Origin of the sequence: Herpetosiphon geysericola (assembly GCF_001306135.1) — a bacterium.
Taxonomy (GTDB): Bacteria; Chloroflexota; Chloroflexia; order Chloroflexales; family Herpetosiphonaceae; genus Herpetosiphon; species Herpetosiphon geysericola.
This window is the reverse complement of the sequence record NZ_LGKP01000035.1, coordinates 404,995-430,988: the sequence shown is the minus strand read 5'-3', so window position 1 is coordinate 430,988 and position 25,994 is coordinate 404,995. Positions and strand designations below refer to the sequence as shown.

29 protein-coding genes, 2 tRNA genes and 1 other annotated feature are annotated in these 25,994 nt (G+C 49.8%); of the genes, 9 read left to right on the top strand and 22 right to left on the bottom strand.

Annotated elements, in window-relative coordinates; all coding sequences use genetic code 11:
* Positions 1-9: 9 nt before the first annotated feature.
* Complete coding sequence (gene rplJ, locus SE18_RS22625; RefSeq protein WP_054536739.1) at positions 10-534, bottom strand: 50S ribosomal protein L10; 525 nt, start codon at positions 532-534, stop codon at positions 10-12.
* Positions 535-552: 18 nt separating this feature from the next.
* Positions 553-711: a sequence feature (ribosomal protein L10 leader region), on the bottom strand.
* Between the two features lie 370 nt (positions 712-1,081).
* Here rplJ and SE18_RS22620 point away from each other — a divergent pair.
* The 3 genes from SE18_RS22620 to SE18_RS22610 all read left to right on the top strand — a co-directional run bounded on the left by SE18_RS22620 (position 1,082) and on the right by SE18_RS22610 (position 3,417).
* Positions 1,082-2,440, top strand: coding sequence for an acetyl ornithine aminotransferase family protein (locus SE18_RS22620; protein WP_054536904.1), 1,359 nt, complete (start codon positions 1,082-1,084; stop codon positions 2,438-2,440).
* 108 nt (positions 2,441-2,548) lie between these two features.
* A complete protein-coding gene (locus SE18_RS22615) occupies positions 2,549-2,821 on the top strand; it encodes a hypothetical protein (RefSeq protein WP_054536738.1) in 273 nt (90 codons plus the stop codon).
* 38 nt (positions 2,822-2,859) lie between these two features.
* Entirely contained in the window at positions 2,860-3,417 is a 558-nt protein-coding gene (locus tag SE18_RS22610; RefSeq protein WP_054536737.1) for a hypothetical protein, read from the top strand.
* A 354-nt stretch (positions 3,418-3,771) separates the two neighbouring features.
* Here the strand turns inward: SE18_RS22610 and SE18_RS22605 are convergent, their stop codons facing one another.
* The 9 genes from SE18_RS22605 to rpoN form a co-directional block, all read right to left on the bottom strand.
* Complete coding sequence (locus SE18_RS22605; protein ID WP_054536736.1) at positions 3,772-4,851, bottom strand: isocitrate/isopropylmalate family dehydrogenase; 1,080 nt, start codon at positions 4,849-4,851, stop codon at positions 3,772-3,774.
* 835 nt (positions 4,852-5,686) lie between these two features.
* Positions 5,687-6,388, bottom strand: coding sequence for an SDR family oxidoreductase (locus SE18_RS22600; RefSeq protein WP_054536735.1), 702 nt, complete (start codon positions 6,386-6,388; stop codon positions 5,687-5,689).
* Positions 6,381-7,001, bottom strand: a complete 621-nt coding sequence (folE, locus tag SE18_RS22595; RefSeq protein WP_054536734.1) for a GTP cyclohydrolase I FolE — start codon at positions 6,999-7,001, stop codon at positions 6,381-6,383. Before folE ends, SE18_RS22600 begins: the two co-directional genes overlap by 8 nt.
* A 58-nt stretch (positions 7,002-7,059) precedes the next feature.
* Positions 7,060-7,881, bottom strand: a complete 822-nt coding sequence (locus tag SE18_RS22590) for a 6-carboxytetrahydropterin synthase (protein ID WP_054536733.1) — start codon at positions 7,879-7,881, stop codon at positions 7,060-7,062.
* Between the two features lie 345 nt (positions 7,882-8,226).
* Positions 8,227-8,529 carry a hypothetical protein gene (locus SE18_RS22585; RefSeq protein WP_054536732.1) on the bottom strand — a complete coding sequence of 101 codons (303 nt, stop codon included), beginning with the start codon at positions 8,527-8,529 and terminating at the stop codon, positions 8,227-8,229.
* Positions 8,530-8,662: 133 nt separating this feature from the next.
* Entirely contained in the window at positions 8,663-9,601 is a 939-nt protein-coding gene (locus tag SE18_RS22580; protein WP_054536731.1) for a diacylglycerol/lipid kinase family protein, read from the bottom strand.
* Positions 9,598-9,978: a hypothetical protein gene (locus SE18_RS22575; protein WP_054536730.1), complete on the bottom strand. Its 381-nt coding sequence runs from the start codon at positions 9,976-9,978 to the stop codon at positions 9,598-9,600. Before SE18_RS22575 ends, SE18_RS22580 begins: the two co-directional genes overlap by 4 nt.
* A complete protein-coding gene (locus tag SE18_RS22570; protein ID WP_054536729.1) occupies positions 9,965-10,255 on the bottom strand; it encodes a hypothetical protein in 291 nt (96 codons plus the stop codon). The genes SE18_RS22575 and SE18_RS22570 overlap by 14 nt, the downstream gene beginning before the upstream one ends.
* 22 nt (positions 10,256-10,277) lie before the next feature.
* Complete coding sequence (rpoN, locus tag SE18_RS22565; protein ID WP_054536728.1) at positions 10,278-11,663, bottom strand: RNA polymerase factor sigma-54; 1,386 nt, start codon at positions 11,661-11,663, stop codon at positions 10,278-10,280.
* A gap of 151 nt (positions 11,664-11,814) precedes the next feature.
* On the opposite strand from rpoN, the gene SE18_RS22560 reads away from it, so the two are divergent.
* Positions 11,815-12,579 carry a dimethylarginine dimethylaminohydrolase family protein gene (locus SE18_RS22560; RefSeq protein WP_054536727.1) on the top strand — a complete coding sequence of 255 codons (765 nt, stop codon included), beginning with the start codon at positions 11,815-11,817 and terminating at the stop codon, positions 12,577-12,579.
* 65 nt (positions 12,580-12,644) lie between these two features.
* On the opposite strand, the gene rplA is transcribed toward SE18_RS22560, so the two are convergent.
* The 11 genes from rplA to SE18_RS22505 form a co-directional block, all read right to left on the bottom strand.
* Complete coding sequence (gene rplA / locus SE18_RS22555) at positions 12,645-13,358, bottom strand: 50S ribosomal protein L1 (RefSeq protein ID WP_054536726.1); 714 nt, start codon at positions 13,356-13,358, stop codon at positions 12,645-12,647.
* Between the two features lie 206 nt (positions 13,359-13,564).
* The gene (gene rplK / locus SE18_RS22550; RefSeq protein ID WP_054536725.1) at positions 13,565-13,990 is read right to left on the bottom strand and encodes a 50S ribosomal protein L11; all 426 of its coding nucleotides are present in this window, start codon (positions 13,988-13,990) and stop codon (positions 13,565-13,567) included.
* A gap of 35 nt (positions 13,991-14,025) precedes the next feature.
* A complete protein-coding gene (gene nusG, locus SE18_RS22545; RefSeq protein ID WP_054536724.1) occupies positions 14,026-14,598 on the bottom strand; it encodes a transcription termination/antitermination protein NusG in 573 nt (190 codons plus the stop codon).
* 24 nt (positions 14,599-14,622) lie between these two features.
* Entirely contained in the window at positions 14,623-14,838 is a 216-nt protein-coding gene (secE, locus tag SE18_RS22540) for a preprotein translocase subunit SecE (RefSeq protein WP_236706941.1), read from the bottom strand.
* A 69-nt stretch (positions 14,839-14,907) separates the two neighbouring features.
* Positions 14,908-15,072, bottom strand: a complete 165-nt coding sequence (gene rpmG / locus SE18_RS22535) for a 50S ribosomal protein L33 (RefSeq protein WP_041303786.1) — start codon at positions 15,070-15,072, stop codon at positions 14,908-14,910.
* Between the two features lie 153 nt (positions 15,073-15,225).
* Positions 15,226-16,428: an elongation factor Tu gene (gene tuf, locus SE18_RS22530; RefSeq protein WP_054535852.1), complete on the bottom strand. Its 1,203-nt coding sequence runs from the start codon at positions 16,426-16,428 to the stop codon at positions 15,226-15,228.
* Positions 16,429-16,523: 95 nt separating this feature from the next.
* Positions 16,524-16,599: transfer RNA gene (locus SE18_RS22525), tRNA-Thr, on the bottom strand.
* A 26-nt stretch (positions 16,600-16,625) separates the two neighbouring features.
* Positions 16,626-16,710: transfer RNA gene (locus SE18_RS22520), tRNA-Tyr, on the bottom strand.
* Positions 16,711-16,774: 64 nt separating this feature from the next.
* Positions 16,775-17,917, bottom strand: coding sequence for a pyridoxal phosphate-dependent aminotransferase (locus SE18_RS22515; protein ID WP_054536722.1), 1,143 nt, complete (start codon positions 17,915-17,917; stop codon positions 16,775-16,777).
* A gap of 2 nt (positions 17,918-17,919) precedes the next feature.
* A complete protein-coding gene (locus tag SE18_RS22510) occupies positions 17,920-18,993 on the bottom strand; it encodes an STAS domain-containing protein (protein WP_054536721.1) in 1,074 nt (357 codons plus the stop codon).
* Positions 18,990-19,196, bottom strand: coding sequence for a hypothetical protein (locus SE18_RS22505; RefSeq protein WP_054536720.1), 207 nt, complete (start codon positions 19,194-19,196; stop codon positions 18,990-18,992). The genes SE18_RS22510 and SE18_RS22505 overlap by 4 nt, the downstream gene beginning before the upstream one ends.
* A gap of 375 nt (positions 19,197-19,571) precedes the next feature.
* On the opposite strand from SE18_RS22505, the gene SE18_RS22500 reads away from it, so the two are divergent.
* Both SE18_RS22500 and SE18_RS22495 read left to right on the top strand, forming a co-directional pair.
* Positions 19,572-21,077, top strand: a complete 1,506-nt coding sequence (locus tag SE18_RS22500; protein WP_054536719.1) for a carboxypeptidase M32 — start codon at positions 19,572-19,574, stop codon at positions 21,075-21,077.
* Between the two features lie 83 nt (positions 21,078-21,160).
* Positions 21,161-22,222, top strand: coding sequence for a TRM11 family SAM-dependent methyltransferase (locus SE18_RS22495; RefSeq protein ID WP_054536718.1), 1,062 nt, complete (start codon positions 21,161-21,163; stop codon positions 22,220-22,222).
* A gap of 137 nt (positions 22,223-22,359) precedes the next feature.
* Here SE18_RS22495 and SE18_RS22490 read toward each other — a convergent pair whose 3' ends face one another.
* A complete protein-coding gene (locus tag SE18_RS22490) occupies positions 22,360-23,649 on the bottom strand; it encodes a DUF2087 domain-containing protein (protein ID WP_054536717.1) in 1,290 nt (429 codons plus the stop codon).
* A 618-nt stretch (positions 23,650-24,267) separates the two neighbouring features.
* Here SE18_RS22490 and SE18_RS22485 point away from each other — a divergent pair.
* From SE18_RS22485 to arsM, 3 genes are read left to right on the top strand one after another with little or no spacing between them, the layout of a single operon-like run.
* Positions 24,268-24,627, top strand: coding sequence for an ArsR/SmtB family transcription factor (locus SE18_RS22485; protein WP_054536716.1), 360 nt, complete (start codon positions 24,268-24,270; stop codon positions 24,625-24,627).
* A gap of 53 nt (positions 24,628-24,680) precedes the next feature.
* Positions 24,681-25,103, top strand: a complete 423-nt coding sequence (locus SE18_RS22480) for a GNAT family N-acetyltransferase (RefSeq protein WP_054536715.1) — start codon at positions 24,681-24,683, stop codon at positions 25,101-25,103.
* Between the two features lie 45 nt (positions 25,104-25,148).
* Positions 25,149-25,967 (top strand): arsenite methyltransferase, encoded by an 819-nt coding sequence (gene arsM / locus SE18_RS22475; protein ID WP_054536714.1) that lies wholly within the window; start codon positions 25,149-25,151, stop codon positions 25,965-25,967.
* Positions 25,968-25,994 lie beyond the last annotated feature (27 nt).

Sequence of the window (25,994 nt, the reverse complement as noted above, 5' to 3'; positions counted from 1 at the left end):
GAATGCGATTTAGCCTTCAGCACCTTTTTGTGCGTGTGCGCCGAGGATGTAGGCAATATTGCGCATAACACCCTTCAAGCCACCGACAATGCGGCTTGCTGGAGCGTTGATACCGCCCAAGATCTTGGCCAAGCTATCGTCGCGGGTTGGCATTTTGGCCACCCGTTCGACATCTGCGCCAGTGATTTTTGAGGTACCGACGAGCCCGCCTTTGATCTTGATGTCTTTCTTCGAAGCTTTGAAGAAATCGTCAATTGCCTTGGCAACGCCTGGAATATCATCGTATGAAAATGCCAGCGCGGTTGGGCCACCCAAAAATTCTTCAATGTCAGTTTTACCTGCTTCGCGTGCTGCCAAGCGGGTCAAGGTGTTTTTAGCAATAATCACCTCGCCGCCTTTTTCACGAACTTTCTTGCGAAGCTCGCTCAATTCGGCAACTGTCAAGCCGCGATAGTCGGCAACTAAAAGCATTTGAGCGCGGTTTAGGCGTTCGGTTAATTCGGCAACGGTTGCAACCTTAGCTTGTGTTGGCATTCCGTTCACCTCCTTTCACAGGCAAATAAAAAAGCCCTGAGTGTCAAGACACGCAGAGGCAGTAGCACACAAATGTGTGGAAGATTACAAAGAATCTATCAGCTACCTCGGCGGGCGATGCTTGGCATCATTAAGCGCGAACGCACCTGCTGTCTACGGTGGTATTTCTTGTACCGAAGCGAGATTATAGCAGGCTTTGGATGTTTCGTCAAAACTAAACAGAACAGAGAACAGAGAGCATAGAACATAAGGAAGGTACGAAACCGCTAAGAGCACGAAGAACACGAAGTGTAGATTCAGCCATTCTATAAATTCGGTGGCAATCCAAACAATGTACTCTCATCTAAATCTTAGCGCTCTTCGCGTTCTTCGCGGTTTTAATTCGTTATCCTCAGCCTCAGCAACCAATTTGGCATCTCTATGTTCTATGTTCTATGCTCTATGCTCTTTCCCCATATTGACTTTTGATTTACCTTTGACGCACTAGAATGGCTCGGATAGAATGAGCATAATACCGATCACTGTGCCAAGGATGGGTATTTTGGCAATGTCGCCTATCAACCTGTTTAAGGAGTTCCCCGTGACTGATCTGCTGACGACGATTCCTGGTCCCCGCGCAACTGCCCTAGTTGATCGCGATACGGCGGTAATGGCCCCATGTAGTGGGCGTGTCTATCCTTTTGTGATGGAACGTGGCCTTGGTTCTGAAGTGTGGGATGTTGATGGTAATCGCTACCTCGATTTAAATGCAGGGATTGCGGTCGTATCAACTGGCCACAGTCATCCACGCCTCGTAAGCGCCCTGCAAGATCAGGTGGCGAAGTTTATCCATATGGCTGGGACGGATTTTTATAATGAGCCAATGGTTAAGGCCGCCGAAAAATTAACCTCATTGATGCCTGGCTCAGGCGAGTGGCAAGTCTTTTTTGCGAATAGCGGCACCGAATCAGTCGAAGCAGCAATCAAATTGGCGCGTTATTACACCAAACGCCAAAATATTATTGGCTTCTATAGCTCATTCCATGGTCGCTCGTATGGCAGCTTGTCGGTAACTGCCTCGAAGCCGTATCAACGCAAAGGCTTCTTCCCCTTAATGCCTGGTGTATTCCACGCCTTCTATCCCAACCCCTATCGCACACCATGGGGCGTTGAGCCAGAACGAGTTGCCGAAATCTGTTTGGATTTCATCGAAAAGACCTTGTTTACCACCACCACGCCAGCAGAAGATGTAGCGGCAATCATCGTTGAGCCAATTCAAGGCGAAGGCGGCTATGTCGTGCCAGCTCCAGGCTTCTGGCAAGGCTTACGCGAACTCTGCGATCGTCACGGCATTTTGTTGATCGCCGATGAAGTGCAAAGCGGCGTTGGCCGCACTGGCAAAATGTGGGCAGTTGAATACGAAGGCGTTGTACCCGACATCATCACCAGCGCCAAAGGCATTGGCTCAGGCGTGCCAGTTGGCGCGATGATCGCCCGCAAAGAAATTAGCAGCGTTTGGAAACCAGGCGCACACGGCAATACCTATGGTGGCAACGCCTTGGCAATGCGTGCCGTCTACGAAACCTTATGCCTTGCCGAAGAAGAATTAATGGCCAATGCCAACGAGGTTGGTGGCTACTTCAAGCAACGTCTGCACGAACTCGAAGATCGCTACGAATGTATCGGCGACGTGCGCGGACGCGGCTTGATGATCGGCATGGAATTCATCAAGGATAACGTCAACAAAGATCCCCATGGCGAGCTTTCCAACGCCGTGATGGAAGAATCGTTCCGCCGTGGCATGTTACTGTTGACCTGTGGCAAATCGACCATCCGCTTCTGTCCGCCATTGGTGCTCACCAAAGATCAAGTTGATGAAGGCATCAATTTGTTGAACGATACCCTGCAAGCCCTCGGCGCAAAGTAACGAGCAACCAATACCTGCGAAGCATAGCCATACTATGCTTCGCAGAGTTTTTCTGAATCGCTTATCAAAAGTTCTAGGATGGCCATATTCCAAAAAGGATTGTAGCTTATGAGCCAACTTTCGCTTGATACCAGCAGCAAAGCCGAGGAAATCCAAATTAACATCCTACGATCAATGAGCATTGTTGAGAAATTACGTTTGGCAGAGCAACTCAATCAAACCCGTGATCGACTAGCGTTCTATGGGTTGCGTAAACGCTTCCCTGATGCGAGTAATCGCGAATTACAACGCCGTTTCTTTGATATTAAACTAGGTTATGAACTAGCAAATAAAGTATATGGCTCAATCGAGCAATGGTGTAATAATGAGATCATTGAATAGCCCTTTAGATATTATGACGTATATTGCTGAGATATTTGATGAATTTATTGATTGAATATTTCGTTGGAGGATCGTTTGCATCAATTATCTATGGCGAATACCGTACAACTCAGGATGTTGATATCATTGCCAAAATTAATAAACAACATATTCCAATGTTACTTTACCATCTTCAAAAAGAATTTTATATTCAAGAATCCGAAATAGAAATGGCGATTAATACAGTCAATTATTATCAAGATACACCTTCTTTTAGGTCAACTTTTAACATTATTCATTTGGCTACAGGATTTAAGATAGATATTTTCCTCCCCACCCATAGACCTTTCGAGCAAAGCCAATTTAATCGCCGAGTCTACGAGCAGCTAACGAATGAAACAGCAATTGGTACATGTATTACGACCGCCGAAGATATTATTCTGGCAAAACTTGAATGGTATAGCATGGCACAAGGCGTATCCGATCAGCAATGGCGAGATGTGAAATCAATTATCAAGGTTCAAGCAGACCAGCTTGATCATTCATATTTGGAATATTGGGCTGCTCAACTAGAAATTTCCGATCTGCTTAAAAAAGCTCTTCAAGATGCTCACTAGATCACAAATAGAACAAAACAAAAGATCTAGGGCTACAACTCTAACGCAAAGGCGCAGAGAACGAATGGCTTTTGACTAATGGTTCGTTCAATTCGTGCAATTCGTGGCTAGAAAATCGTGCTTTATAAGAACACAGAGCATAGAACAGGGTTATGGGCTAATGGCTTTGAGCTAACGGAAGATTGTTCGTGTAATTCGTGGAATTCGTGGCTAAAAAAATAATGTTTCGTGCTCTTTGTATCCTTCTTAGATCAAAACCGATCCCCGAACCCCAACAACCGATCCCCAGAGACAATAAAAGCACACTCCGCCGTTGCAGTGTGCTTTCGAAGTGATCAATTGCTGGCAAGCAGCTTAGTTACCGAGCGATGGCCAAACTTCCATCTTGGTTTTGACCCGGCGAATCACTTCGTCGGTGAAATCGGTGGTGGTGGTGTGGCCGCCCAAATCGGCGGTGCGCACGCCATCGTACACCGCTTCCAAGGTGGCTTCACTGATCGCGCGGGCAGCCATATTGGCTTGCGGCGTATCAATGTAATCAAGCAAGGCAGCCGAGGCCAAAATCATAGCCATTGGATTAGCAACATTTTTGCCTTCCAAGCTGGGAGCCGTACCGTGTGGCGCTTCGGCCATCACAACATTCACCTTGAAATCTTTGTCGAAGGCCAAAAGCAATGATTCAGCGCCAGCAATCGTGCCGAACATTTGCAAAACCAAGTCGCTCAAGCAGTCGCCATCGCGGTTGAGCGCTGGTATAACCATTGGATCGCCAGAGTTGGTCAGCAGCAAGGCATAGGTTGCATCGATCAATTGTGGCTCGTAGCGCACATCAGCATAGCGCTTGGCTGCTGCGTCCATTTCTTCCTTGAGCATGCCTTCGTAGACTGGGCTAACGGTATATTTGGGGCCGCCAAAAACTTTAGCTTTCATGCGCCGAGCATGCATAAAGGCATATTCAGAAACAGCGCGACACGTGCCACGGGTAATTTTTTCGGTGCGATAGGCAATTTCGTTATCGCCTTCGCCTTCGCGCCATTCTTTAGCACCATAGGCATCGTCAACGGCCATGCGAATGACCGAGATTGGGGCATAGGCACCGCCAACTGGGCGCACACCTGGAATTCGACGGCCAGTTCGCACAATCACCGTGCCATTGATTTGTTCGCGCAGAATTGCGTTGGGGCTACCAACATCGCCAGCTTTTTCTGGAGTGATCGTGGCGGCCTTTAAGCCAAAGCCAGCTTCTTTCATCGCTTGAGCTGCTTCCAACACAATTTGATTATTGGTCGCTCGACGCGATTCGAGGCTCAGATCGTAGCGCTTCAATTCAATCTCAACGCCTGTCACGGCAGGATCAAGCACGCGCAGACTTTCTTCAAGCAGTTCTTGCCCCGTTTGATCGCCCTCAAGGACAACAATCGTTGGCTTACTCATTTAATTTAACTCCTGATCGTATCGATCGTTTTGAAAATAAACAAAGTTCACCTAAGGATACAAGTCTGTGCCACTACTGTCAAAGTGGGTAGGAGCTAGTGGTCAGGGGTCGGGGATCGGGGGTCGGAAATTGGGATTTAGCGCAAAGAAGAGATGGCTATAGGCTATAGGCTTTGGGCTATCGGGGATGAGTTGGAACATCCAATAGCCAATAGCCCATGTTCGTGCTCTTCGCGTTCTTCGCGGTTTCAGCCCTTCGTGTCCTTCGTGCTCTTCGTGGATCAAAAATAGCTCAAACTTTACGAGTCACAATAGTACTTTATAGCTACATCCCCCCTCTGTTTAAGAGCATTCGCACAGCAAATGACGAAATTCTGCTCTATTAGTAGCTTAAATGACGAAAATAGGCAGCATATCAATCGAAGTGTTTAAATTTCAACTTAAATGGGTGATTTATTAAAAATTTTTGATGACACATATGGGGGAAGCGAGGTGCTATCAAGCTATGGACTGTCGCTTGATTGAATCACTGGAATAAGCTTGGTATGATACATCCAGAGTAATCGAACTGAACATTGTAGTCGCCAAGCAATCTAATATCGTCGCAGTATACATCATTGCACATCGTCGCACCAACCAAACTCGTTGCAGCACTCATCGCACTACTCCATTGCAGCACGACATTCTAGCACGTTGTCGCACCATTCTAGCTCATTGCACTCGACATCGCACTACCATCGCACATCGTAGCCTTTCAGTTTGATGCTCGACCATTCTCAATCTGGGACTTCCAGAGTAAGCCGAGGCGGCATTTACCGCCTCGGTTTTTTGTTGGCTACAATTTGCCAACAACATGGCCAATGCTGATCTCATCGATCAGCACATGGCTTGGTTGGCTCAGAATATGCGCGATGGTGTTGGCAACTTCGCTGGCTTGCAACATATTCTGGCGGTTCCAGCTGCCAGCCACATCATTCCACAATGCTGTATCAACTGCCGCCGAAACAACCGCCGTCACCCGCACTGATTGCGGGCGTAGCTCCTCGCGCAAGGCCTGCAAAAAGCCCATCAAGCCAAATTTGCTGGCTGAATAGGCCGACCAACCAGGAAAACCACTCTTGCCAGCAATCGACGAAATCGCAATGATCTGGCTGCCAGGCTTGAGGTAGGGCAAAGCAGCTTGACAGACCACAAAGCTGGCAGTCAAATTTACATCCAATGATTGCTGCCATTGCTGCAAACTCAACGCGCCAACGTCGGCCACATGGGCCACACCAGCAGCCAAAATCAACGCATCAATTTGGCCTTGGCCTACTTGCTGAGCCAAATCAATCGCTTGCTGCACAATCACCGGATCGCTGGCATTGCCAGCCACAACCTGCGCCGTCCCGCCAGCAGCATGAATTTCGGCGGCCACTGCTTGCAGCTCGGTTTCGCTGCGAGCCAGCAAAATCAGCTGATTCTGGGCGGCACAGGCCAAAGCAATCGCCCTCCCAATGCCACGCCCTGCGCCAGTAATGAGAATTGTTTTACTCATCGGAATAATTCGCCGTAATATGACCCATAAATTCAGCCCGAATTTGGGGATCGGTCTTAAACACACCTTGCAGCGATTGGGTCACCATGCGAGCATTAGCTTTTTTAACGCCGCGAATCATCGAGCACATATGCGCGCCATGAACCACGACCGCCACACCGCTAGCACCGATCGCTTCAGCGACAAAATCGGCAATCTCGCGGGTAAGCCGCTCTTGCACTTGCAAGCGTTTGGCAAACATATCGACAATGCGCGGAATTTTCGAAAGCCCAATCACCTTACCATTGGGAATATAGGCAACGTGGGCTTTGCCCCAAAATGGCAACATATGATGCTCACAGAGCGATGAAAACTCAATATCGCGCACCAAAACCATCTCGTTATAATCAACTGTAAAGATTGCCTCGTTAATCAAGGCAACCGGATCAGTGCGATAGCCAGCCGTAAGCTCGGTAAACATTTTAGCAACCCGATGCGGAGTGCGTTGCAAACCCTCGCGTTCAACATCTTCGCCGAGACCCTCGATAATTGTTTTGACTGCTGCTTCCATATCTTCGCGCACAGCTGGGGCTGAGTTGCTATTGAGTCCATTGCCAGAATAAATAAGCGTCATCTGATTAATCCTTTGTTAGTAGTAGTTCCAGAACCTCGTCCAGCGTTCAGGCTTAAGCTTAATTGTGGCTCAATGGGTAGTCAAACACATTATTGGCAGTTTCCCACAGCCGCAAATGTTTTAATTGTGAGCCAAACAACGCTTCGAGCCGTTGCCACAGCACAACCACAATATTTTCAGCGGTCGAAGGCTGTTCGGCAAATTCGGCAACCTGATAATCAAGATGGCGATGATCCCAGTCGTCAAGCACACTCTGCACGCGCCGATCCATATCGACCAAATCGATCACCATGCCAGTTTGGGCATCGATCAGGCCATCAACCGTCACTTCCAGCTGATAATTATGGCCATGGCCATTGGGATTATTGCACTTGCCATATAAATCGCGGTTTGCTTCATCGGATAACTGTTGCGCATGCAAGCGATGCGCTGCCGAAAACTCATAGCGCCGGTTGAATGTGGCGCGCTGTTGCTGACCAAAATATTCAGCATACAAATCGTTATTTTCGTACAAGCGTAATTTGGCTAAACGAACTCCTTTGGGTAATTGCGGCTCGATCTGGCCCCACAAAACTTGCACCAAATTTTCGGTTGTGGGGATTATCTCACGAAAGTAGGGGGTATCTTCATTCAGATGTTTATGATCAAATTGGTCTAAAACCGTTGTGACCAAGCGCTTCAACTCAACCATATTCATAACCATGCCAGTGATCGGATCAACAGCACCAGCGACGGTCACAAACAACTCGTAGTTATGGCCATGACCATAGCGATTGGTGCATTTGCCAAAGACCGCCTCATTTTGCTCTTGGCTCCATTCCTCGCGCCAATAGCGGTGCGAAGCCGAAAAATTAAAGCGCCTAGTTGCAAAAACATCCATGAGCAATTCATCCTTATGTTAACACCAATCCCCCAGCTATCGATCATGTCTTTTTATTATGCCATTGAAACTCTAGGCTCTCAATGCTTTTTAAGCATGATCTTAGCAAGTTATGCCGCTTGAGACTACGCACGAATAAACCAGAAGGATGAATAATCCAAGAAGTAGCACAGAGAATCGAGGTTTTGGGAATCGAGGATCAGAGGATTATGGGTCAGAAGATCAGATGGCAACTATATCTATGAGCAATTTAACACAGAGCTACGGAAAAGCGAGGCTATTGGCTATCGCTATAGTTTTGGGTTGCTCATAAACTTCAAGCGTCAACAGCCAATAGCCTCGTTCTTATTCAGCATCGTCGAAATCTAGCGGATCATCAACTGGCGGCACATAACTTAGCCCTTCTTGGATCGCTTCCATGGGATCGTCGGTTTCGCCTTCGCGTAAGTTCTCGCCAGTCAATTCGTCGTATGATTCCAGCGGCTCGTCCAAATCGCTGTAGGCTTCAGTTTCGCCTTGCTCAATATCAGTAATCGTAAAATCTTGCAGATTTTCAACTTCATCGGCGTTGAACACGCCCAAAACATCGCTTTCTTCATTGCGATAGCCAGCTAATTCGCGTAGTTCATCACGTAAATCATCACTCATCAGAATCTCCTTGCTATTGAGGGTTTAGGGTCTAGGGGCTGGGGGTCGGTAGTTCGAGTCGTCCGCCGATTGCCCCCACTATTCCGCTAGCCAAAAGCCTATGTTCTATGTTCTATGCTCTATGTTCTGACCCTTATCCCTCGTCCTTCTGAATCTCGGCCTGATATTCAGCACCCACAACCACTTCCAAGGCTTTGGGCAGCACGCTGAACACAATTGGCTCGTTAGTTATCAATTCGCCATCGGCGTTGAACCAAATTTCTGGCTCAGAAACAACTTGGACTTTTTTGGCGCGGCGCAATTCGACCAACTCGCTATTCAGATAATTGCCATTGACCAATAAGCGTGCCGCCGCTCCAACCAAGTTCAACAGCGAGCCATAATGCACAATCACCACATCGAGCAAGCCATCTTCGGGGTTGGCCAAGGGTGCAACTTGCACGCCAGCCGCCGCTGTACGGCCATTGGCAATAATAATGTTCAGCGCATCTACCTGCTCAGGCGCTGCATCATCATATTGAATTGTAGTGCGATAGGTCGTTAGATCGGGCAAAACCCCCAAAGCTCCGCGCAAGTAAGCTAACGGCCCCCAAGTAGACTTGACCTCGCCCGATAACGCTTCGTTGAGTTGGCCGCTAAAACCACCAGCAGAGACATTCAGCGCATAATGCAATTCGCGCGGCGTGCGAATCTCAATCACATCAAGTTTGCGCCGCTCGCCAACCAAAATCAATTTCCAAGCTTCGAGCGGATCAGTGGGCAAGGCCAAGGTGCGAGCAAGATCATTACCCGTGCCCAGCGGGATCACACCCAGCGGCACGCGCCGTTCAGCTTCTAGCAGGCCTTTAACGATCTCGTTGATCGTGCCATCGCCGCCAGCAGCAACAACTAATTCGGCTCCAGCGGCCACCGCTTGGCGGGCCAAACGCTCACCATCGCCAGCAGCATCGGTCGTGAGAATTGTGACACCGCTCATTGGGGCCAGCGTTTCGCGCAGCAAAGCGCCTTGCTCAGACGTGCCCGAAGCAGGATTCATGATTAGGCTAATCTTCAAAGTGGCCTCGTCGCTCATGGCTCAACACTTTCATCTGGTTGCGAATGGCGATCGAACAACCGCACTGCAAACCAACTAACCGTCATCCAAGGAATCACCTGAGTACCTGGAATTAGGGCCTCAACCACGCTAACGCGGCGCAATCCCTGCAAGTTGAAGTGACTGAGCACCAACCACGAAATTGGCGCTGCAAACACGTCAAAGGCCAAATCAAGTAGATCGAGCACAATCACCAAGCTTAAGGGAACGCGCATCATAGTTTCGCGATACGATGCGCCTTCGGGCACATTCAGGCGTTTGAGCCGATACCAAATGAGGGCTAGGCCAAGCAAGCCCAAGCCCCCGGCAATTGCAATCGTCCAACCAACAGCCCTGAAAAAGTTACTCCAATCCATGGGTGCTTCTCCGTGCTTGCTTCAATTGCCAAATGCCAGTTCCAAGCATTCCCAGCACTATAAGCAAGAATGTGCCACGCTCAAAGCGCACGCCCGTTTGCGGCTGCGCTGCGTCGAGCCATGCAAAGGGCCAAACCAAGGCTTGGCTCAACCAAAGAATCAGTTGGGTAAACGGCTGAGCGGGGTTGGCAGCAAATAAGAGCAATACCAACCGCGTAATCAGCAAACTTAACCCAGCAGCGAGCAACCATTCGAGCCAGATTCGCCAACGTCGCATCACAACAGCCTTTCTTGAAGGTTTAGCGCAAGGTCGAAGGCAAAATATTCAGTTGATTGCGATACTTAGCAATCGTGCGGCGCGCCACATCAAAACCACGCTCTGAGAGCAATTCAACCAATTCTTGGTCGGTCAATGGGCGGGTTTCGTTTTGCACCAATTCCAACAGCACATCTTTGACGTTCAACGAGGCGGTGAAGAAATGGCTAAATGGAATCACCGAGCGATTGGGCAATTGCACATATTTATTGGCGGTTGCGCGGCTCACCGTCGATTCGTGGACGCTAATGCCATCGGCAACCTCGGCCCGCGTCATTGGACGCAAGAAGCGCACGCCTTGACGCAAGAAATCTTCTTGGGTCTCAATCAAAAATTCGCTAATCCGACGAATGGTTTCGCGGCGTTGGCGAATGTTGGTCAGGAACATTTGAGCACGCGCAACATATTGACTAAGGTGATCGCGCTCTTCTGAAGACATTTCAGCTTCTGCTTCGCGGCCACGTTTGGCCAACGATTGATACAGCGGATTGATGCGTAGGAAGCTGCGATCCGACATCAGCACTTCTGCTTCGAGCTTGCCTTCGTTCTCGCGAATAATCACATCGGGCATGATGTAGTTGGTGCGGGCTGAGCCTTCGCCGCTGAGCGCTAGGGGATAGGGCCGCAAATGTTCGCGAATAAACTCGCGCACTTCGACCACATCATCATATTCTGCATTCAAGGCTTGGGCGATTGCGCCATAGCGATGTTCAGCCAAATCGTTCCAAAACTCAGTGATCACGCGCTCAACATAGGGATGTTGCACATCTTCTTCGGCCAAGCGCCGCAATTGCAACAACAAACATTCTTGCACCGTGCGCGCGCCGACGCCGACTGGGGCGATATCTTGCAGCTTGAGCAATACCGCAATCACCCGTTCTTCGTCAATCGTGAGCGTTGCGGCAATATCGACGGTATTGGCATCGAGAAAGCCCTGCTCATCCAAGCAGCCAACCAAATATTCAGCAATAAAATAATCTTGTTCTGGCAGCGAGGCTCGCAAATCACGTAGCAACACTTCGCTCAACTGGGCTGGCGTAGCCACCATCATTAATGGATCAAATTCATCTTCCTCGCCAGCGGCGGTGTAATCGCTACGTTCAGCTTCGGCCAAGCGTTGGTCTTCGTGAACGCAATATAAACAGAGCATTTCGATCAAAGGCCGACCACAACGTGAGCATGTTTCATCTGGCTCCAGATCGACATTCTCAAGCGCTGGATTCTCCTCTAATTCTTGCTGGATCAATTGTTGCAATTCGTGGGTTGAAAGCACCAGCATATTGTTTAATGCAATCAAAGCTGGTGATGCTTTGGTTGACATGGCTTGTTGTGCTAGCGCCTCAGGCGACATGCCCATGCGAAATTCCATGGCGCAATTCCTCCATAGGTTTGGTGCTTTGCCAACACGGGTGCTGGCAAACAAGGTAATTCTATTGCTATTATACGGTAAACCACCAAGTGAAGGCTTTCTGTGGTACATACGTGGACTTTTGAAGTAGCCAAAAAGGATAGCAATTTTTATGCCAACCGCAATTGTCCGTCCGGTTAGTCCGGCAATTCAAGCATGTGAGCTAACCCACCTCGAACGTTTGCCGATTGATTTGAGCAATGCTCAGAGCCAGCATAATCGCTACTGCACTACGCTTGCGGCTCATGGCTATCAGGTCGTTGAACTTACTTTAGCCGAAGATTTGGCTGATTCGGTGTTTGTCGAAGATACCGCCGTCGTGCTACCAGAACTAGCAATTATCACCAGACCTGGCGCTGAATCGCGGCGCCCAGAGTTGGCAGCCATGGCCGCAGTACTACAAAACTACCGTCAATTGGCCTGGCTCAGCGAGCCAGCAACGCTTGATGGTGGCGATGTGGTTGTTTTAGGCAAAAGCATCTGGATTGGGCTGTCGAGCCGTAGCAATCAAGCTGCGGTTGAGCAAGTGCAGACGCTAACCGCGCCATTTGGCTATCGCGTTCAAGGTGTGGAATTGGGCCAGTGCCTGCATCTCAAAAGCGCTGTTTGTGCCGTTGATCAAACCACAGTCTTGATCAATCCACAATGGGTTGATCGGCAGGTATTTGCTGAATATCAGGTGATCGAGGTAGACCCACGTGAGGAGTATGCGGCGAATGTGGTGCAGCTGCACGATGGGCGTTTGCTCTACGAACAAGCGTATCCGGCAACTGCTGAACGTTTACGCCAGCAGGGCTATCAACTAATTTTGCTGGATAATAGCGAGCTAGCCAAAGCCGAGGGCGCATTGACCTGTTGCAGCGTGTTAGTTGATTGAACTTGAGGGCTAAAACAAAACCAGCGAGAACGGCAGCAGCCATTCCCGCTGGTTTACGAATTCAATTAGGCGGTTGCTTGCGCAATGTTCACATCGAGCGGAATCCCAGGACCCATGGTGCTGGTCAGGGTAATGCTGCGAATGTAAACACCTTTTGAACCGCTTGGTTTTGCAGCTTTGATCGCATCCAACAAAACTAACAAGTTTTCTTGAATTTGCTCAGCGCTGAAGCTAACCTTGCCGATGGCAACGTGCAACAAACCAGTTTTATCGTTGCGGAATTCGACGCGACCGCCTTGCAAAGCCTTGATAGCTTGTGGCAAATCGCTTGGTGGCACAACCGTACCGCTCTTAGGGTTTGGCATCAAGCCGCGGCGGCCAAGAATCCGGCCCAAGCGACCAACCTTACCCATCATGTCGGGGGTGGCAACGGCGACGTCGAAATCGATGAAGTTTTCTTTTTCGATGCGTTGGATCAGCTCATCGCCGCCGACAATATCAGCACCAGCATTGCGAGCGACGTTTTCGGTATCGCCTTGAGCGAAGACCAACACGCGCACGTTTTTACCGGTACCGTGGGGCAATGAAGCGGTGCTCCGAACCGTTTGGTCGGCGTGGCGAGGGTCGATACCCAAGCGCAAGTGAACTTCAACGGTTGCATCAAAATTGGTGAACGAGGTTTCTTTGACCAAAGCCGCAGCTTCTTCGGGCGTGTACAAGCGATCAGCTTCTACTTTTGCCGCAGCAGCTTGGTACTTTTTACCGTGTTGCTTTGCCATGAACAATTAGCTCCTTGTGGTCTTAAGCGAAGCCAAAGCTTCTGCCACAACATCAAATCAAAAGTCAGAAGTCAAAAATCAGATTAAACATAAAAACGTTTAATATATATTTTTGGCTTGATCTTTATCCAAAAAACAAGTGAATATGCATCAGATAGCAGCTATCAGCAAGTTTTGCCTTCTGATATTTGCCTTTTGACTTTCACTTAGTCTTTGATTGTAATCCCCATTGAGCGGGCGGTACCGGCGATAATTTTTTCGGCGGCTTCAACATCGTTGGCGTTCAAATCAGGCATTTTGGTTTCGGCCAATTGGCGCAATTGAGCGCGGGTAATTGAGCCAGCACCTTGAGTGCCAGTTTTGCCGCTGCCACGTTGAATCCCAGCAGCTTTGCGCAACAAGTCGGCAGCAGGTGGGGTTTTCAGAATGTAGGTAAACGAGCGGTCTGAATAAACCGTAATTTCAACTGGAATAATCGTGCCAACTTGAGCTGACGTTTTTTCGTTGTAATCTTTACAAAACGCCATAATGTTGATACCAGTTGCACCAAGTGCAGGACCAACAGGTGGTGCAGGCGTTGCTTTACCAGCAGGCAATTGCAACTTTACGACTGCGGTTACTTTCTTTGCCACAAGGGACTCCTTCGCGAACTAGGTGTCGCGGGTGTTTATTCGATAACCCGGATAACTTGTAAGAAATCAAGCTCAACTGGTGCTTCACGACCAAAGAACGAAACAAGCACGCGCACGCGGCCCCGTTCTTCGTCAATCTCATCGACCACGCCTTCAAAGTCGGTGAAGGGGCCGTCGGTAATTTTGACAGTTTGGCCAATTTCGTAGTTGACCTTGACTTTGGGTGCTTCTTCTTCCATTTGCTTCAGAATAAAGCGAACTTCTTCATCGGCCAATGGTGATGGCTTGGTTCCCATGCCCACAAACGAGGTGACACCTGGTGTATTACGCACCACATACCACGAATCGTCGGTCATGGCCATTTGAACCAGCACATAGCCAGGAAACACCTTTTTTTGAACAGTCCGACGCTGGCCATTTTTGATTTCAATCTCTTCTTCGGTTGGCACGACGACGCGGAAAATTTGGTTCCGCATATCCATCGATTCAATCCGATGCCGGAGATTTTGCATCACTTTGTTTTCATAGCCTGAGTAGGTATGAATAACGTACCAATGGACACCCTCGGGATCAAGCGTTTTTTGTGCTTCGTTTTCGTTGTCAGACATACTGAGCCTCGCATTTGGCGGTATTTATTGGATGATCCGCACCAGCGTTTCAAATAGCAAGTCGAAGACTGCTAGAATCGACCCGACCAACAACGAAATGCCAATCACGACTAGCGTCAAGCGTTGAGTTTCCTCGCGGCTTGGCCAAACGACCTTGCGCATTTCCGAAAACGCATCGCGGAAAAATTGGGCGATTGGATTCGGTTTGTAATCTTCTTTGTCTTCTGTTGCCACGGCCACCACAACCTCCTGATGAAATAGAAATGCTGCGGGGCGCTAGGCGCGACCGCGTTTGCGCAATTTCTGGTACTACTTCGTTTCGCGGTGCAAGGTGCGTTTGCGCAAACGTGGGCAGTACTTCATCAATTCTAAACGATTTGTGTCGTTTTTGCGATTCTTGGTCGTTGTGTAATTGCGATCGCCACACTCAGTACAAGCCAAGGTGATCACAATCCGGTTTTCTTTCTTTGCCATGATAAAACCTCTGTAGATGTGAATCAGTGCCAAACATAATAATGCGGGGTTGCCCCCGTCTCGTTATGCTTAGCCTGCTGCTGACGCAGGTTGAGGCACAAACGCGACCAGACCAAGCGGCTGATCGCGTTTATGCTTTTTCAAAGCATTAGCTTATGCGATGATTTCGGTCACGATACCAGCACCCACGGTGCGGCCACCTTCACGAATCGCAAATTTCAAGCCTTGTTCGATAGCAACCGGAACGATCAACTCCACCGTCATTTGGATGTTGTCGCCTGGCATCACCATTTCCACGCCTTCGGGCAAGCCAATCGCACCCGTCACGTCCGTTGTTCGCACGTAAAACTGTGGGCGATAGCCACTGAAGAATGGGCTGTGGCGGCCACCTTCTTCTTTCTTCAACACGTACACTTCGGCTTTGAACTTGGTGTGGGGTTTGATCGAGCCTGGTTTCGCCAAGACTTGACCGCGTTCCACGTCCGTCCGTTCAATCCCGCGCAAGAGTGCCCCCACGTTGTCGCCTGCGCGACCTTCGTCCAGCAACTTCTTGAACATTTCCACGCCCGTTACGGCGGTGGTGCGCACGTCTGGGCCCATCCCGATGATTTCAATCGTATCGCCAACCTTGACGATCCCGCGTTCGATCCGTCCGGTTACCACGGTACCACGGCCTTTGATCGAGAACACGTCTTCGATGGGCATCAAGAATGGTTTGTCAATCGCGCGTTCTGGCGTTGGGATATAGTCGTCAACCGCTTGCATCAATTCTTGGATCGATTGATACTCTGGTTGGCTCGCATCGGTTGATGCGCTATCCAAGGCGCCTTTCGCTGAGCCGCGCACGATCGGAATTTCGTCGCCCGGGAAGCCGTACTTGGTCAGCAACTCGCGCAATTCCATTTCGACTAGTTCGAGCAACTCAGGGTCGTCCATCATGTCGACTTTGTTCAAGAAGACCACCATCGCGGGCACTTCGACTTGGCCAGCCAAGAGGATGTGTTCGCGGGTTTGGGGCATGGGGCCGTCTGGGGCCGAAACCACCAAGATCGCACCGTCCATTTGGGCAGCACCGGTAATCATGTTTTTGATATAGTCGGCGTGACCTGGGCAGTCCACGTGGGCATAGTGCCGATTTTCGGTTTCGTATTCAACGTGCGAAATCGAAATCGTAATCCCACGAGCGCGTTCTTCGGGAGCGTTGTCGATTTGATCGAAAGCGCGGAATTCAGCGCGACCACGGAGTGCCATGGTTTTGGTGATGGCAGCGGTCAAGGTGGTCTTGCCGTGGTCAACGTGGCCGATCGTCCCAATGTTGATGTGGGGCTTGTTCCGCTCGAACTTTTGCTTAGCCATTGAGTGTTTGTCCTCCTACAATCCCAAAATGGGGTTTTGTAAGTTTCAATGAAAACGACCCGCACAAAGTGTCGGATCGTTTTCCAGCATAGGTATGGAGCCCTTGACGGAACTCGAATCCGTGACCTCACCCTTACCAAGGGTGTGCTCTACCAACTGAGCTACAAGGGCATTTGTCTTTGACATGGAAAACAAGTTGGTGGGCAGGGAGGGATTCGAACCCCCGTAGGCGAAGCCAGCGGATTTACAGTCCGCCCCATTTGACCGCTCTGGTACCTACCCACTTTTTTGTAAACCTGCCGTTTTCTGGCAGCGCGGGTGATTATAGCCGAAGATTGATTGCTTGTCAAATTGTAAGGTTCTGGGCAAGTTTTTGAATCCCTGCGCGCCATTGATTCGGCTCAGTCAAGGCCGAAAGCATAATCCGACAATCGTCATTCCAATCGAAAAAGAAGCCAGGATGCACCAGCACACCTTGCTCGATTAAGCGCACAACCAAGGCTTCATCATCATATTCATCACGCACTTGGAGAAACAGATAATAGCCGCCAGCTGGCTCGCTCCAAATCAAACGCGGATGCTCAGCCAAATGTTGTCGTGCATAATCAATATTGCTGCGCACGCGCTCGAGCATCTGGGCAATAAACGCTGGCGCTGCCTGCAATAAAGCGGGCAACATGCTCTGAATCAGCGTGCTACAACTCAAAAAGGTGTCGTTGATCAATTCTAAGCGTTCTGCATAGCGCTGCGCCGCTTGGTTCAGCGCAATCCAGCCCAACTTGAGGTCGGGCAAGGCCAACAGCTTCGAAATCCCATTCAGGTGAAATACTGGCACATCTGGGTGCAACACGCCCAAGGGTGGCACTGCTGGCTTGGCAAGGGCAAACGGCGCAAACACCTCATCGCAGATCAACGGAATGGCAAGCTGTTGCAAGGCCGCAATTGGCTCGCTAATAATCGCGCCAGTTGGATTATGTGGCGAGATCAGCAAAATTGCCCGCGTGCGCTCATCTGCTGCCGCTAGCAACGAAGCCTGATCAAGCGCCCAATCGTTGGCAGGATCAAGCTCGTAGGTGCGCAGCTCAACGTGATGCAAATCGGCCAAATATTCAAACAATGGGTAGGTCACATTCGGGCCAAGAATATTATCGCCTGGCGCGGTGAGCAGCGAAAACAACAGGCTATAGGCTTCGCTGGTGCTGGCAGTAATAAAAATATCATCAAACGTCAGCACCAAAGCTGGGGTGCGTTGCTGATAGTATTCAATAATTGCTTGGCGCGCTGGCTCCAAACCACGTGGATTTGGCTCGTAGCGCCGTTGTCGCCAATAGTTGCTAGCTGCATGCTCAAGCACCTCAGGCGGAAAAAGCAAGCCTTGCTGGGTTGGATTGCTACTGGTCAGATCAATAAAATGACCCGCCGCAGCGCGGCGAGCCATTTCAATCTGGTTGGGTGTTAAATCAGTATCGTCAAAAACCACAAGCCACATTCCTAAATTGCAATATTCTTTTCGGCGATAATTTTGGCAATTCCATCGCGCAACGAGCCAGCAGTGCGCAGGCCTTCCCAAGTAATGCCAAGCGCCACCAAGGTGCTCGCAACATGGGCGCGAATCCCAGTAATCACACATTCAGCGCCAAGCAAACGAATTGCCCGCGCCAACTGAATCAGGTGTTGAGCAGTAGCAGTATCAACCACCGAAACGGCAGTAATATCGAGCAAAACTGTATGTGCTCGCTCTTGAGCCACCCGATTCAACAGCAAATCGGTGAGATTTTCTAGGCGTTTGCTTTCAAGGTGCCCAACGATTGGCAGCACCAACACTCCATCGAGCACCGGAATAACTGGCGTTTCGAGGTCGCGCACCAATTCAAGCAAGCGGGCTTGCTCAGCTGCTTGGCGCTCAACCTGAGCTAAGGTTTTAGCCTGCGCTGCTTGCGATTCTTCAGCAATCCGGCGCCGCTCATTGGCCTCATTCAACGATTGACGCAAAGTATTGCTCAAACCAAGCAACAACAGCGCAATCATCACAATCCCGCCACCAATAAAGGCTGGCACCAGCACTTTGGAAATAACTAAATTCAGGTGCAGGTTATTCAGCCATTCTGGCGGAGTTTGCTGAACGCCATTCAAAATCGCAAAAACAATCGTAAAGACCACGCCAATGACTGCCGACCAAGTGATCAACTCGTGGCGATCGGCGGTAACTGCATAAATACTCACCACGCTGGTGACCGAAATTGCAATCAAATAGCCATTTTGAAAGAAGAGCGCAATTTCGATTAAGGCAACCATCGAGCTAACCAAGGCAGCCCACAAACGCCATTGAACCGGCTTGTGATTGGTATACCACAAAATCCCGGTCGAGCCAATCGATGAGATAGAGAGGATCAGCATCTGCACCCAAGCGTCGTTGCCACTAAAGAAATTGAACAAAAACAGGAAGAAAAGGCTCAGTGCAGTCGAGCCATTGACAAAGATCCACACCAAATGAATTCGATCAAGCAGGGTTTTGCGCGCAGGCGATAACTCGTTGTCGTCAATCGCGGCGGGAAGTAAACTCATTCTGAACGCCCTTTCTTTAGAATGGTATCTTCTATGTCGTGGGCGGTGAGGGATACCATTGCCACAATTGATAGCACGACAAAACTGAGCAAAGCTAATGGTGCAATGGTTAAGGCTCCTGCATACAGCAAGCCGATTCCTAAAATCAACGTTGCCAAGGCAGCCAAACCAAGCTGTTTCGCAGATGGTAATGATCGTTGCATAGTGAAAAACCCGTTGGGAAAAATGGTTATTCGTGAGTATGACATACTCAGTCGGTTCGTGCAACTAGCAATAACAGGACTATAGGACTTTATTTATGGGTTACCTAGGGATATATGCCCCGCAAAGGGGTTGGATTCGCTCCCCCAGATAGTACCAGAGCTACTCATACATTTGGCCTATCAGCACGGTTGGCCTTGCTACACCAATAAAGGCTGGTTTGTTCGCCCACCAGTGCTTTTGCCAAGCAGCTCTTGGGCAGCATTCTACACCATCGGAATACATATTCTGGCTCGCCGATCGGCCATGAATTGAATTATAATGACAAGGCGGGTGTGCATTGTTGCACAAGCGTGCCACATGTGTAGGAGAACAGAATGCAAGAACAATTAGCTGATTTGAAGGAAAAAATTGGGGTTGCGCAAGATTTAGCGTATGCTGGCGCTGTCTTAAATTGGGATCAAAGCACCTATATGCCCAATGGCGGGGCCGAAGCTCGGGGCCGCCAAATGGCCACGCTCAGTCGTTTGGCCCACGAACATGCGACCTCTGCCGAGGTTGGGCGCTTGCTGGATAAGCTCGTGCCTTGGGCCGAACAGCAAGATCCTGATTCAGATGATGCAGCGTTAGTGCTCGTCACCAAGCGCGATTACGACCAAGCGGTGCGCGTGCCAAGCGAGTTTATCGCCGAATTGTATTCGCACATTGCTAAAACCTATACCGCTTGGACGCAAGCTCGCCCTAACAACGACTTCGCTTCAGTGGCCCCGTTGCTCGAAAAAACCTTGGATCTCAGCCGCCGCTACGCCGAGTTCTTCGGCCCAAGCGAGCACATCGCCGATCCATTAATCGATTTGGCCGACCAAGGCATGACCGTCGCCAAAATTCGCGAGATTTTTGGCCCCTTGCGCGAACAACTCGTGCCCTTGGTCAAAACCATCACTGAGCAACCAGCCGCCGACGATAGCTGCTTGCTCCAACACTATCCAGAAGCCGAGCAATTGGCCTTTGGCGAGAGCTTGATCCGCGAAATTGGCTACGATTTCGAACGTGGCCGCCAAGATAAAACCCACCACCCATTTATGACCAAGTTCTCGATTGGCGATGTGCGGATTACCACCCGTTTCCGTGACAACGACCTGAGCGATGGCTTGTTCAGCACGATTCATGAAACTGGCCATGCGGTTTATGAGTTGGGCGTAAACCCAGCCTATGAAAACACACCATTGGCCAGCGGCGCATCTGCAGGCACCCACGAATCGCAATCGCGCTTGTGGGAAAATGTGGTTGGCCGCAGCCGCGCCTTCTGGCAATACGCCTATCCCAAAGCTCAAGCTGCCTTCCCAAGCCAACTTGGCAACGTCGATCTGGAAACGTTCTATCGCGCAATCAACAAAGTCCAACGCTCGTTGGTGCGCACCGATTCCGATGAAGTGACCTACAACTTACACGTCATGATTCGCTTCGATTTGGAATTGGCCTTGCTCGAAGGCAAATTAGCAATTCGCGATTTGCCCGAAGCTTGGCACGAACGCTATCGCAGCGATTTGGGCATTACCGCACCAGATGATCGTGATGGGGTATTGCAAGATGTGCACTGGTATGGTGGGATTATCGGTGGTTCGTTCCAAGGCTACACCTTGGGTAATATTCTTAGCGCGCAAATTTTCGATGCCGCTGTAAAGGCCAACCCTAGTATTCCAACCGAAATTAGCCAAGGCCAATTTGCCAACCTGCACAACTGGTTAAAATCCAATATGTATGTGTATGGCCGCAAATACAGCGTTCCAACTTTGATCCGCAAAGTAACTGGCCAAGACCTCAGCATCGAGCCATACATCCGCTATCTGCGCACCAAATACGGCGAGCTTTATTCGTTGTAAAATAGCATTCCACACAGGAAACCGTTGTCGGGGTTGGTTTGTACAAGACCAACCCCGTTTGTGAATTGTTCATGGGTGATTGCATGGATCGGTTGCTTTGGTTTCGCAAACCACGTTTGCTCAATCTTTTGGCTGGTTGGCGTGATCTCACAGCCCTCGTCGCACTCCGCGCTAGTATTCTTGCTACCACGACTCACCTTGCAGATTATGCTGATGGCGTTGCCGATCAGGCCGAAAGCGTGGCCTACGATTATGCGTATTTATTGGGCGAATTGCAGCAAATTAGCGATGCCCAGACGCTCGAACGCGCCCATTACTATATCGATCGCTTGGCCCGCAGCATCGCCACAGTTCGCACGACCGCAATTAACGATATTAATCTCAATCGTTGGAAGGAATACGATGATATTAATACCGATAGTTTGTGGATGATCGATCGCCGCGATGGCTCAGGCGTGCATTCTGCTGGCTATTGGGGCAATTTTGTGCCGCAAATTCCCAATCAATTGATGCGGCGTTATACCAAACAAGGCGATTGGGTGCTTGATACGTTTGCCGGTTCAGGCACGACGCTGATCGAAGGCCAGCGGCTTGGCCGCAATGTGCTTGGGGTCGAATTGCAGGAACATATGGTTGAATACGCCAACCAAGCAGTTGAGCGCGAGCCAAATCCAGCGGCAATTATTGCGCGTTCGGTGCATGGCGATTGCACGACGATCAATTGGCAAGCGCTTTTAGCTGATTATGGTCAGCGCCATGTGCAGCTGGCCATTATGCACCCGCCCTATTTCGATATTATTAATTTCAGCGATGATGAGCGCGATTTATCGAATGCACCTTCGGTTGCTGAGTTTCTGGCTCAAATGGCAGCGGCAGTTGCGCGGGTCGTGCCTGTGCTGCAACGTGGCCGCCATCTTGCGGTAATTATCGGCGATAAATATATGCATGGCGAGTGGGTTCCGCTCGGTTTTCGCACCATGGAAGTGGTGCAGCAACAAGGCTTTCAACTCAAAAGCATCATTGTCAAAAACTTCGAAGAAACGACTGGCAAGCGCCACCAAAAAGAGCTGTGGCGCTACCGAGCCTTGGTTGGCGGCTTCTATATCTTCAAGCACGAGTATATTTTTCTGTTTCGTAAAAAGTAAGCGCAGGATCAAAAGAGCATAGAGCATAGAACATAAAGGACAAGGATCAAATCCAAATTATTGTTAACCACGAAGAGCACGAAGGATATAGATATTGACATTGCTTAGCGTTCTTCGCGCTCTTCGCGGTTAAAATTCTATTCTTCATTTTTTCGCCAATAGCGGGAACCAGTGCCATCGCGCTCAAACAGTTTCACGTCGATCAAATAGCGGCGTAGGTTGGCCACATCGCTGCCTGTATGCTGCTTGAGCAGTTCGTTAACTTCACGCTCACTATATTCACGCCCAAGCTCAAATCGCCCAGCCAAATACTCCAAGACTGGAATCCGATCGCTATGTTTGCTTGGCCAGGTAACCATGCGCCCTTCGCGGTTGAAAAAGCGTTGGATGCTGCTGGGCACAGCTGATTCTGTTTGCTCTACGCTGGTTTGGGCTTGGCTGGGCTGAGCGAGTGCTTGCTCAAACGCCGCAAAGGTAGCCCCAAGTTGGCTCGTAACCAAACGGTAGCTTTTGGTTGCGCCGCCTGATCGCCGTTCGTGCACAAAGCCAGCATTCCGCAAAATGTTCAAATGGCGCGAAACGCTCGATTGTGGCAGTTGGGTTTGGCTGATAATCGCTTGAGCCGATAATTCACCCTGCGCCAGCAACTCCATAATTTGGATTCGGGCTGCATCGGCCAAGGCTTGCAAGCGCAATAATAACTCGTTGCGGCTCACCACCCGAGGCTGAAGCTCGTTGCTGCTGCCAAAACCAATGCCAACCCACAAATAGCTTGGATCTAGCAAAAATGTGGTGAGGCTGGCATTTTGGGTCGCAGCAAACAACCGAATGTGGCGTTGCCCTTGTAATTGCTGCCAAACTTGATTCACTCCATAGCCCAAGTTTTGGCGAAAGCCGTTGAGCGCAGCTTGGTCGGGAATTTGGCTTTGGAGTTGATTTTTGAGCTGGCTGATCGCGGTTTGGGCTTGTTGCCATTCAGTTTGCAGCCAAGTGTGCCACATATGCGCAAGGTGTTGGCAAACCCGCGCCAACAATTCGGCTGGCTGTTGCATCGCCGCTAACAAGGCTTGCTGGGTCGCCAACTCGCTAGAAATGCCAGCATTGCGCAAGCCCTGCCACAGCCGTTCGCTGGTGAGCGAACCTTGATTGCCAGCAAATTCGAGAATCTGGTGTTGCAGCTGAGCAACCCATGCAACAGGCTCGGCGTTGCGTAATGCGCTCAAATAAGCGTCCATTGTTTGGCACGGATCTGCGGGCAATAAGCCAAAACTAAGGCTTGACACCAACTGATTATCGGCCAATTCTTGGGCGCTGAGAGCTTGGGCTGTGCGTTGAACCCACGCCGTCGCGCCGCGCAAACTGCTTGCTTGATTAAGCAATTGCAGCGTATTCAGGCTATCGGCAACTGCTGAGGTATAAAACTGCATGTTATGCTCACTTATTTATTCAATAATTAGATAGTTGAATAATAAAATAACCTGGCCAGCAGCAAATCAGCCTTTGGAGGGATGTTGGGGATAGCGTTGGCTTCGTTCACGGTATATGCTATGAAGAACAAAGGTTAACCTGTTCGTTTAAAGTTTGAGGAGAATCGTATGTCTAATAATTCCCCAGCCCATACCTATCCTTCGCCTAGTTCGCGCATGCTATGGGCTTTGGTTTGCTGTATTCCATTGGGATGGATTAGTTTTTATCTATTGCTTTTTTATCTTGAAGCGCTTTCGGGGGGCGATAAACCCATTGTATACCTATCATATCGCCCAATAACCCTCGTGATTATTCCATTTATGCTAGCCATAGGTTGTTGCTTATTTGGTATAGCTCAAGATAGTTGGCTACTAGTCAAAGGATTGCCGAGTATACCGCGACCACGGGCATATGGATTGGCCCTCAAACTTGCCATTGGTGGGGCAGTAATATTGCTGGGCGTTCAGATATATCTCTCAAAATAACAATTCAATGGCTGTCAGTGACATTCGCAATCAAGGGCTTGCTGAATTGAATTAATTCGATAAGCATGCTATAGTGTTCGTGGAGGCTGAATTATGACTGGCATTATTGAACTGATTGCCCAAACCACAGGCTGTTGTGCGCCTGCCAGCGCTGGCTTGAACGAAACTGAAGCCGAGGCGATGAGCGCCGATTTTCAGGTATTCGCGCATCCGGTGCGGGTGCAATTGCTGACCTTGCTGACGCGATCAAGTGAGGATGTTTGTGTTTGCGATCTTGAAGCAGCGGTTGCGGTCAAACAGCCAACCGTCTCGTATCATCTCAAGTTGTTGCGCGAAGCTGGCTTGGTTAGTTGCGAACGGCGTGGCCCGTGGGCCTATTATCGGGTTGAACGCGAACGCCTTGCCAGCCTCAAAGCTCGTATCAACAGCCACTTGGATGGCTGGAATCGCTAGCTGCGGCTAGCTTTTTTTCGCTTCTGAATTGAAATTTTTCAATAGGATGGCCTATGCAGCTTGAACCAATCACCTCAGATCAACAACCAACATTCGAGCAGTTATTGAGCACAGTAGGATTGGGCAACGAAGGTTTAGCCACGGCTCAGGCCTATGGCTGGTGGCAAGACGGCAATTTAGTAGCTGGTGGTGCGCTTGAAATCTATGGCGAGCTTGGCTTATTGCGCTCGGTCGCAGTTACCCCAGATCAACAAAACCAAGGCTTGGGTGCAACGTTGCTAGCAGCTTTGGAGCAACAGGCACAACGGCAGGGCATGCAAACCCTCTATCTTTTGACGACCAGTGCCGCCAAATTTTTTGCAACCCACGGCTACCAGCCAATCCCGCGAGCCGAAGCCGATTCGCGCTTGCATGCTTCGGCGCAATGGGGCAGCATTTGCAGCAGCGCAACGTTGATGGTTAAACACTTGGTTTGATTTTTTTGCTAACAAGATTGAATTTTTTCAATGGAGGAACCCACTATGAGCGATCAATCGATTAAAGCCAGCGTTCAAGCCTATTATGGCGAATGGGCCGAGCAGGTGCAACAGGAAGAGCCAAAAACCAGTTGTTGCGGTAGTCATGATATTTCGCTGAGCAGCACAATCTACCGTGATACCGCAACTGCTGATTTGCCCGCGACCGCCGTCAACAGCACCCGTGGCTGTGGCAATCCAGTTGTACGAGCCGCTTTGCAACCAGGCCAAGTCGTGCTTGATCTTGGCTCAGGCGGCGGCTTAGATGTATTGCTCGCTGCCAAACAAGTTGGGCCAACTGGCTTCGTCTATGGAGTTGATATGACCGATGCTATGCTCGATTTGGCCCGCCAGAATGCCCAGAAAGCCCAAATTGAAAACGTAGCTTTTTTGAAAGGCGATATTGAGCAACTGCCGCTAGAGAATGAGCAAGTCGATGTGATTATCTCCAATTGCGTGATCAATTTGGCTCCCGATAAGGGCATGGCCTTGCGTGAGGCCTATCGTGTGCTCAAAGTTGGCGGCTATATGGCAATCTCCGATATTGTGATCGATGGGAGTTTGGCTGATTTCCCCTTGCCTGAAGCCAGTTTACGGGCAGCCATGAATTGGGTTGGCTGTGTCGCGGGGGCACCAACCCGCGAGCAATATCAGCAATTTTTAGAGCAAGCAGGCTTTCAACAGATTAGTTTCGAGCTAACCCATCGCTATAGTTTAGCGGATATTGGCGGCAAGTTGCCTGAGGAATTGGCAGGATTAAGCGATTTGCAAGGTCAGCAATTGGCTGAACGCTTTACATCGTGCTTGATTCGGGCGCATAAATAGGTCTAAAAAGCACAGGCGCATTGCAAA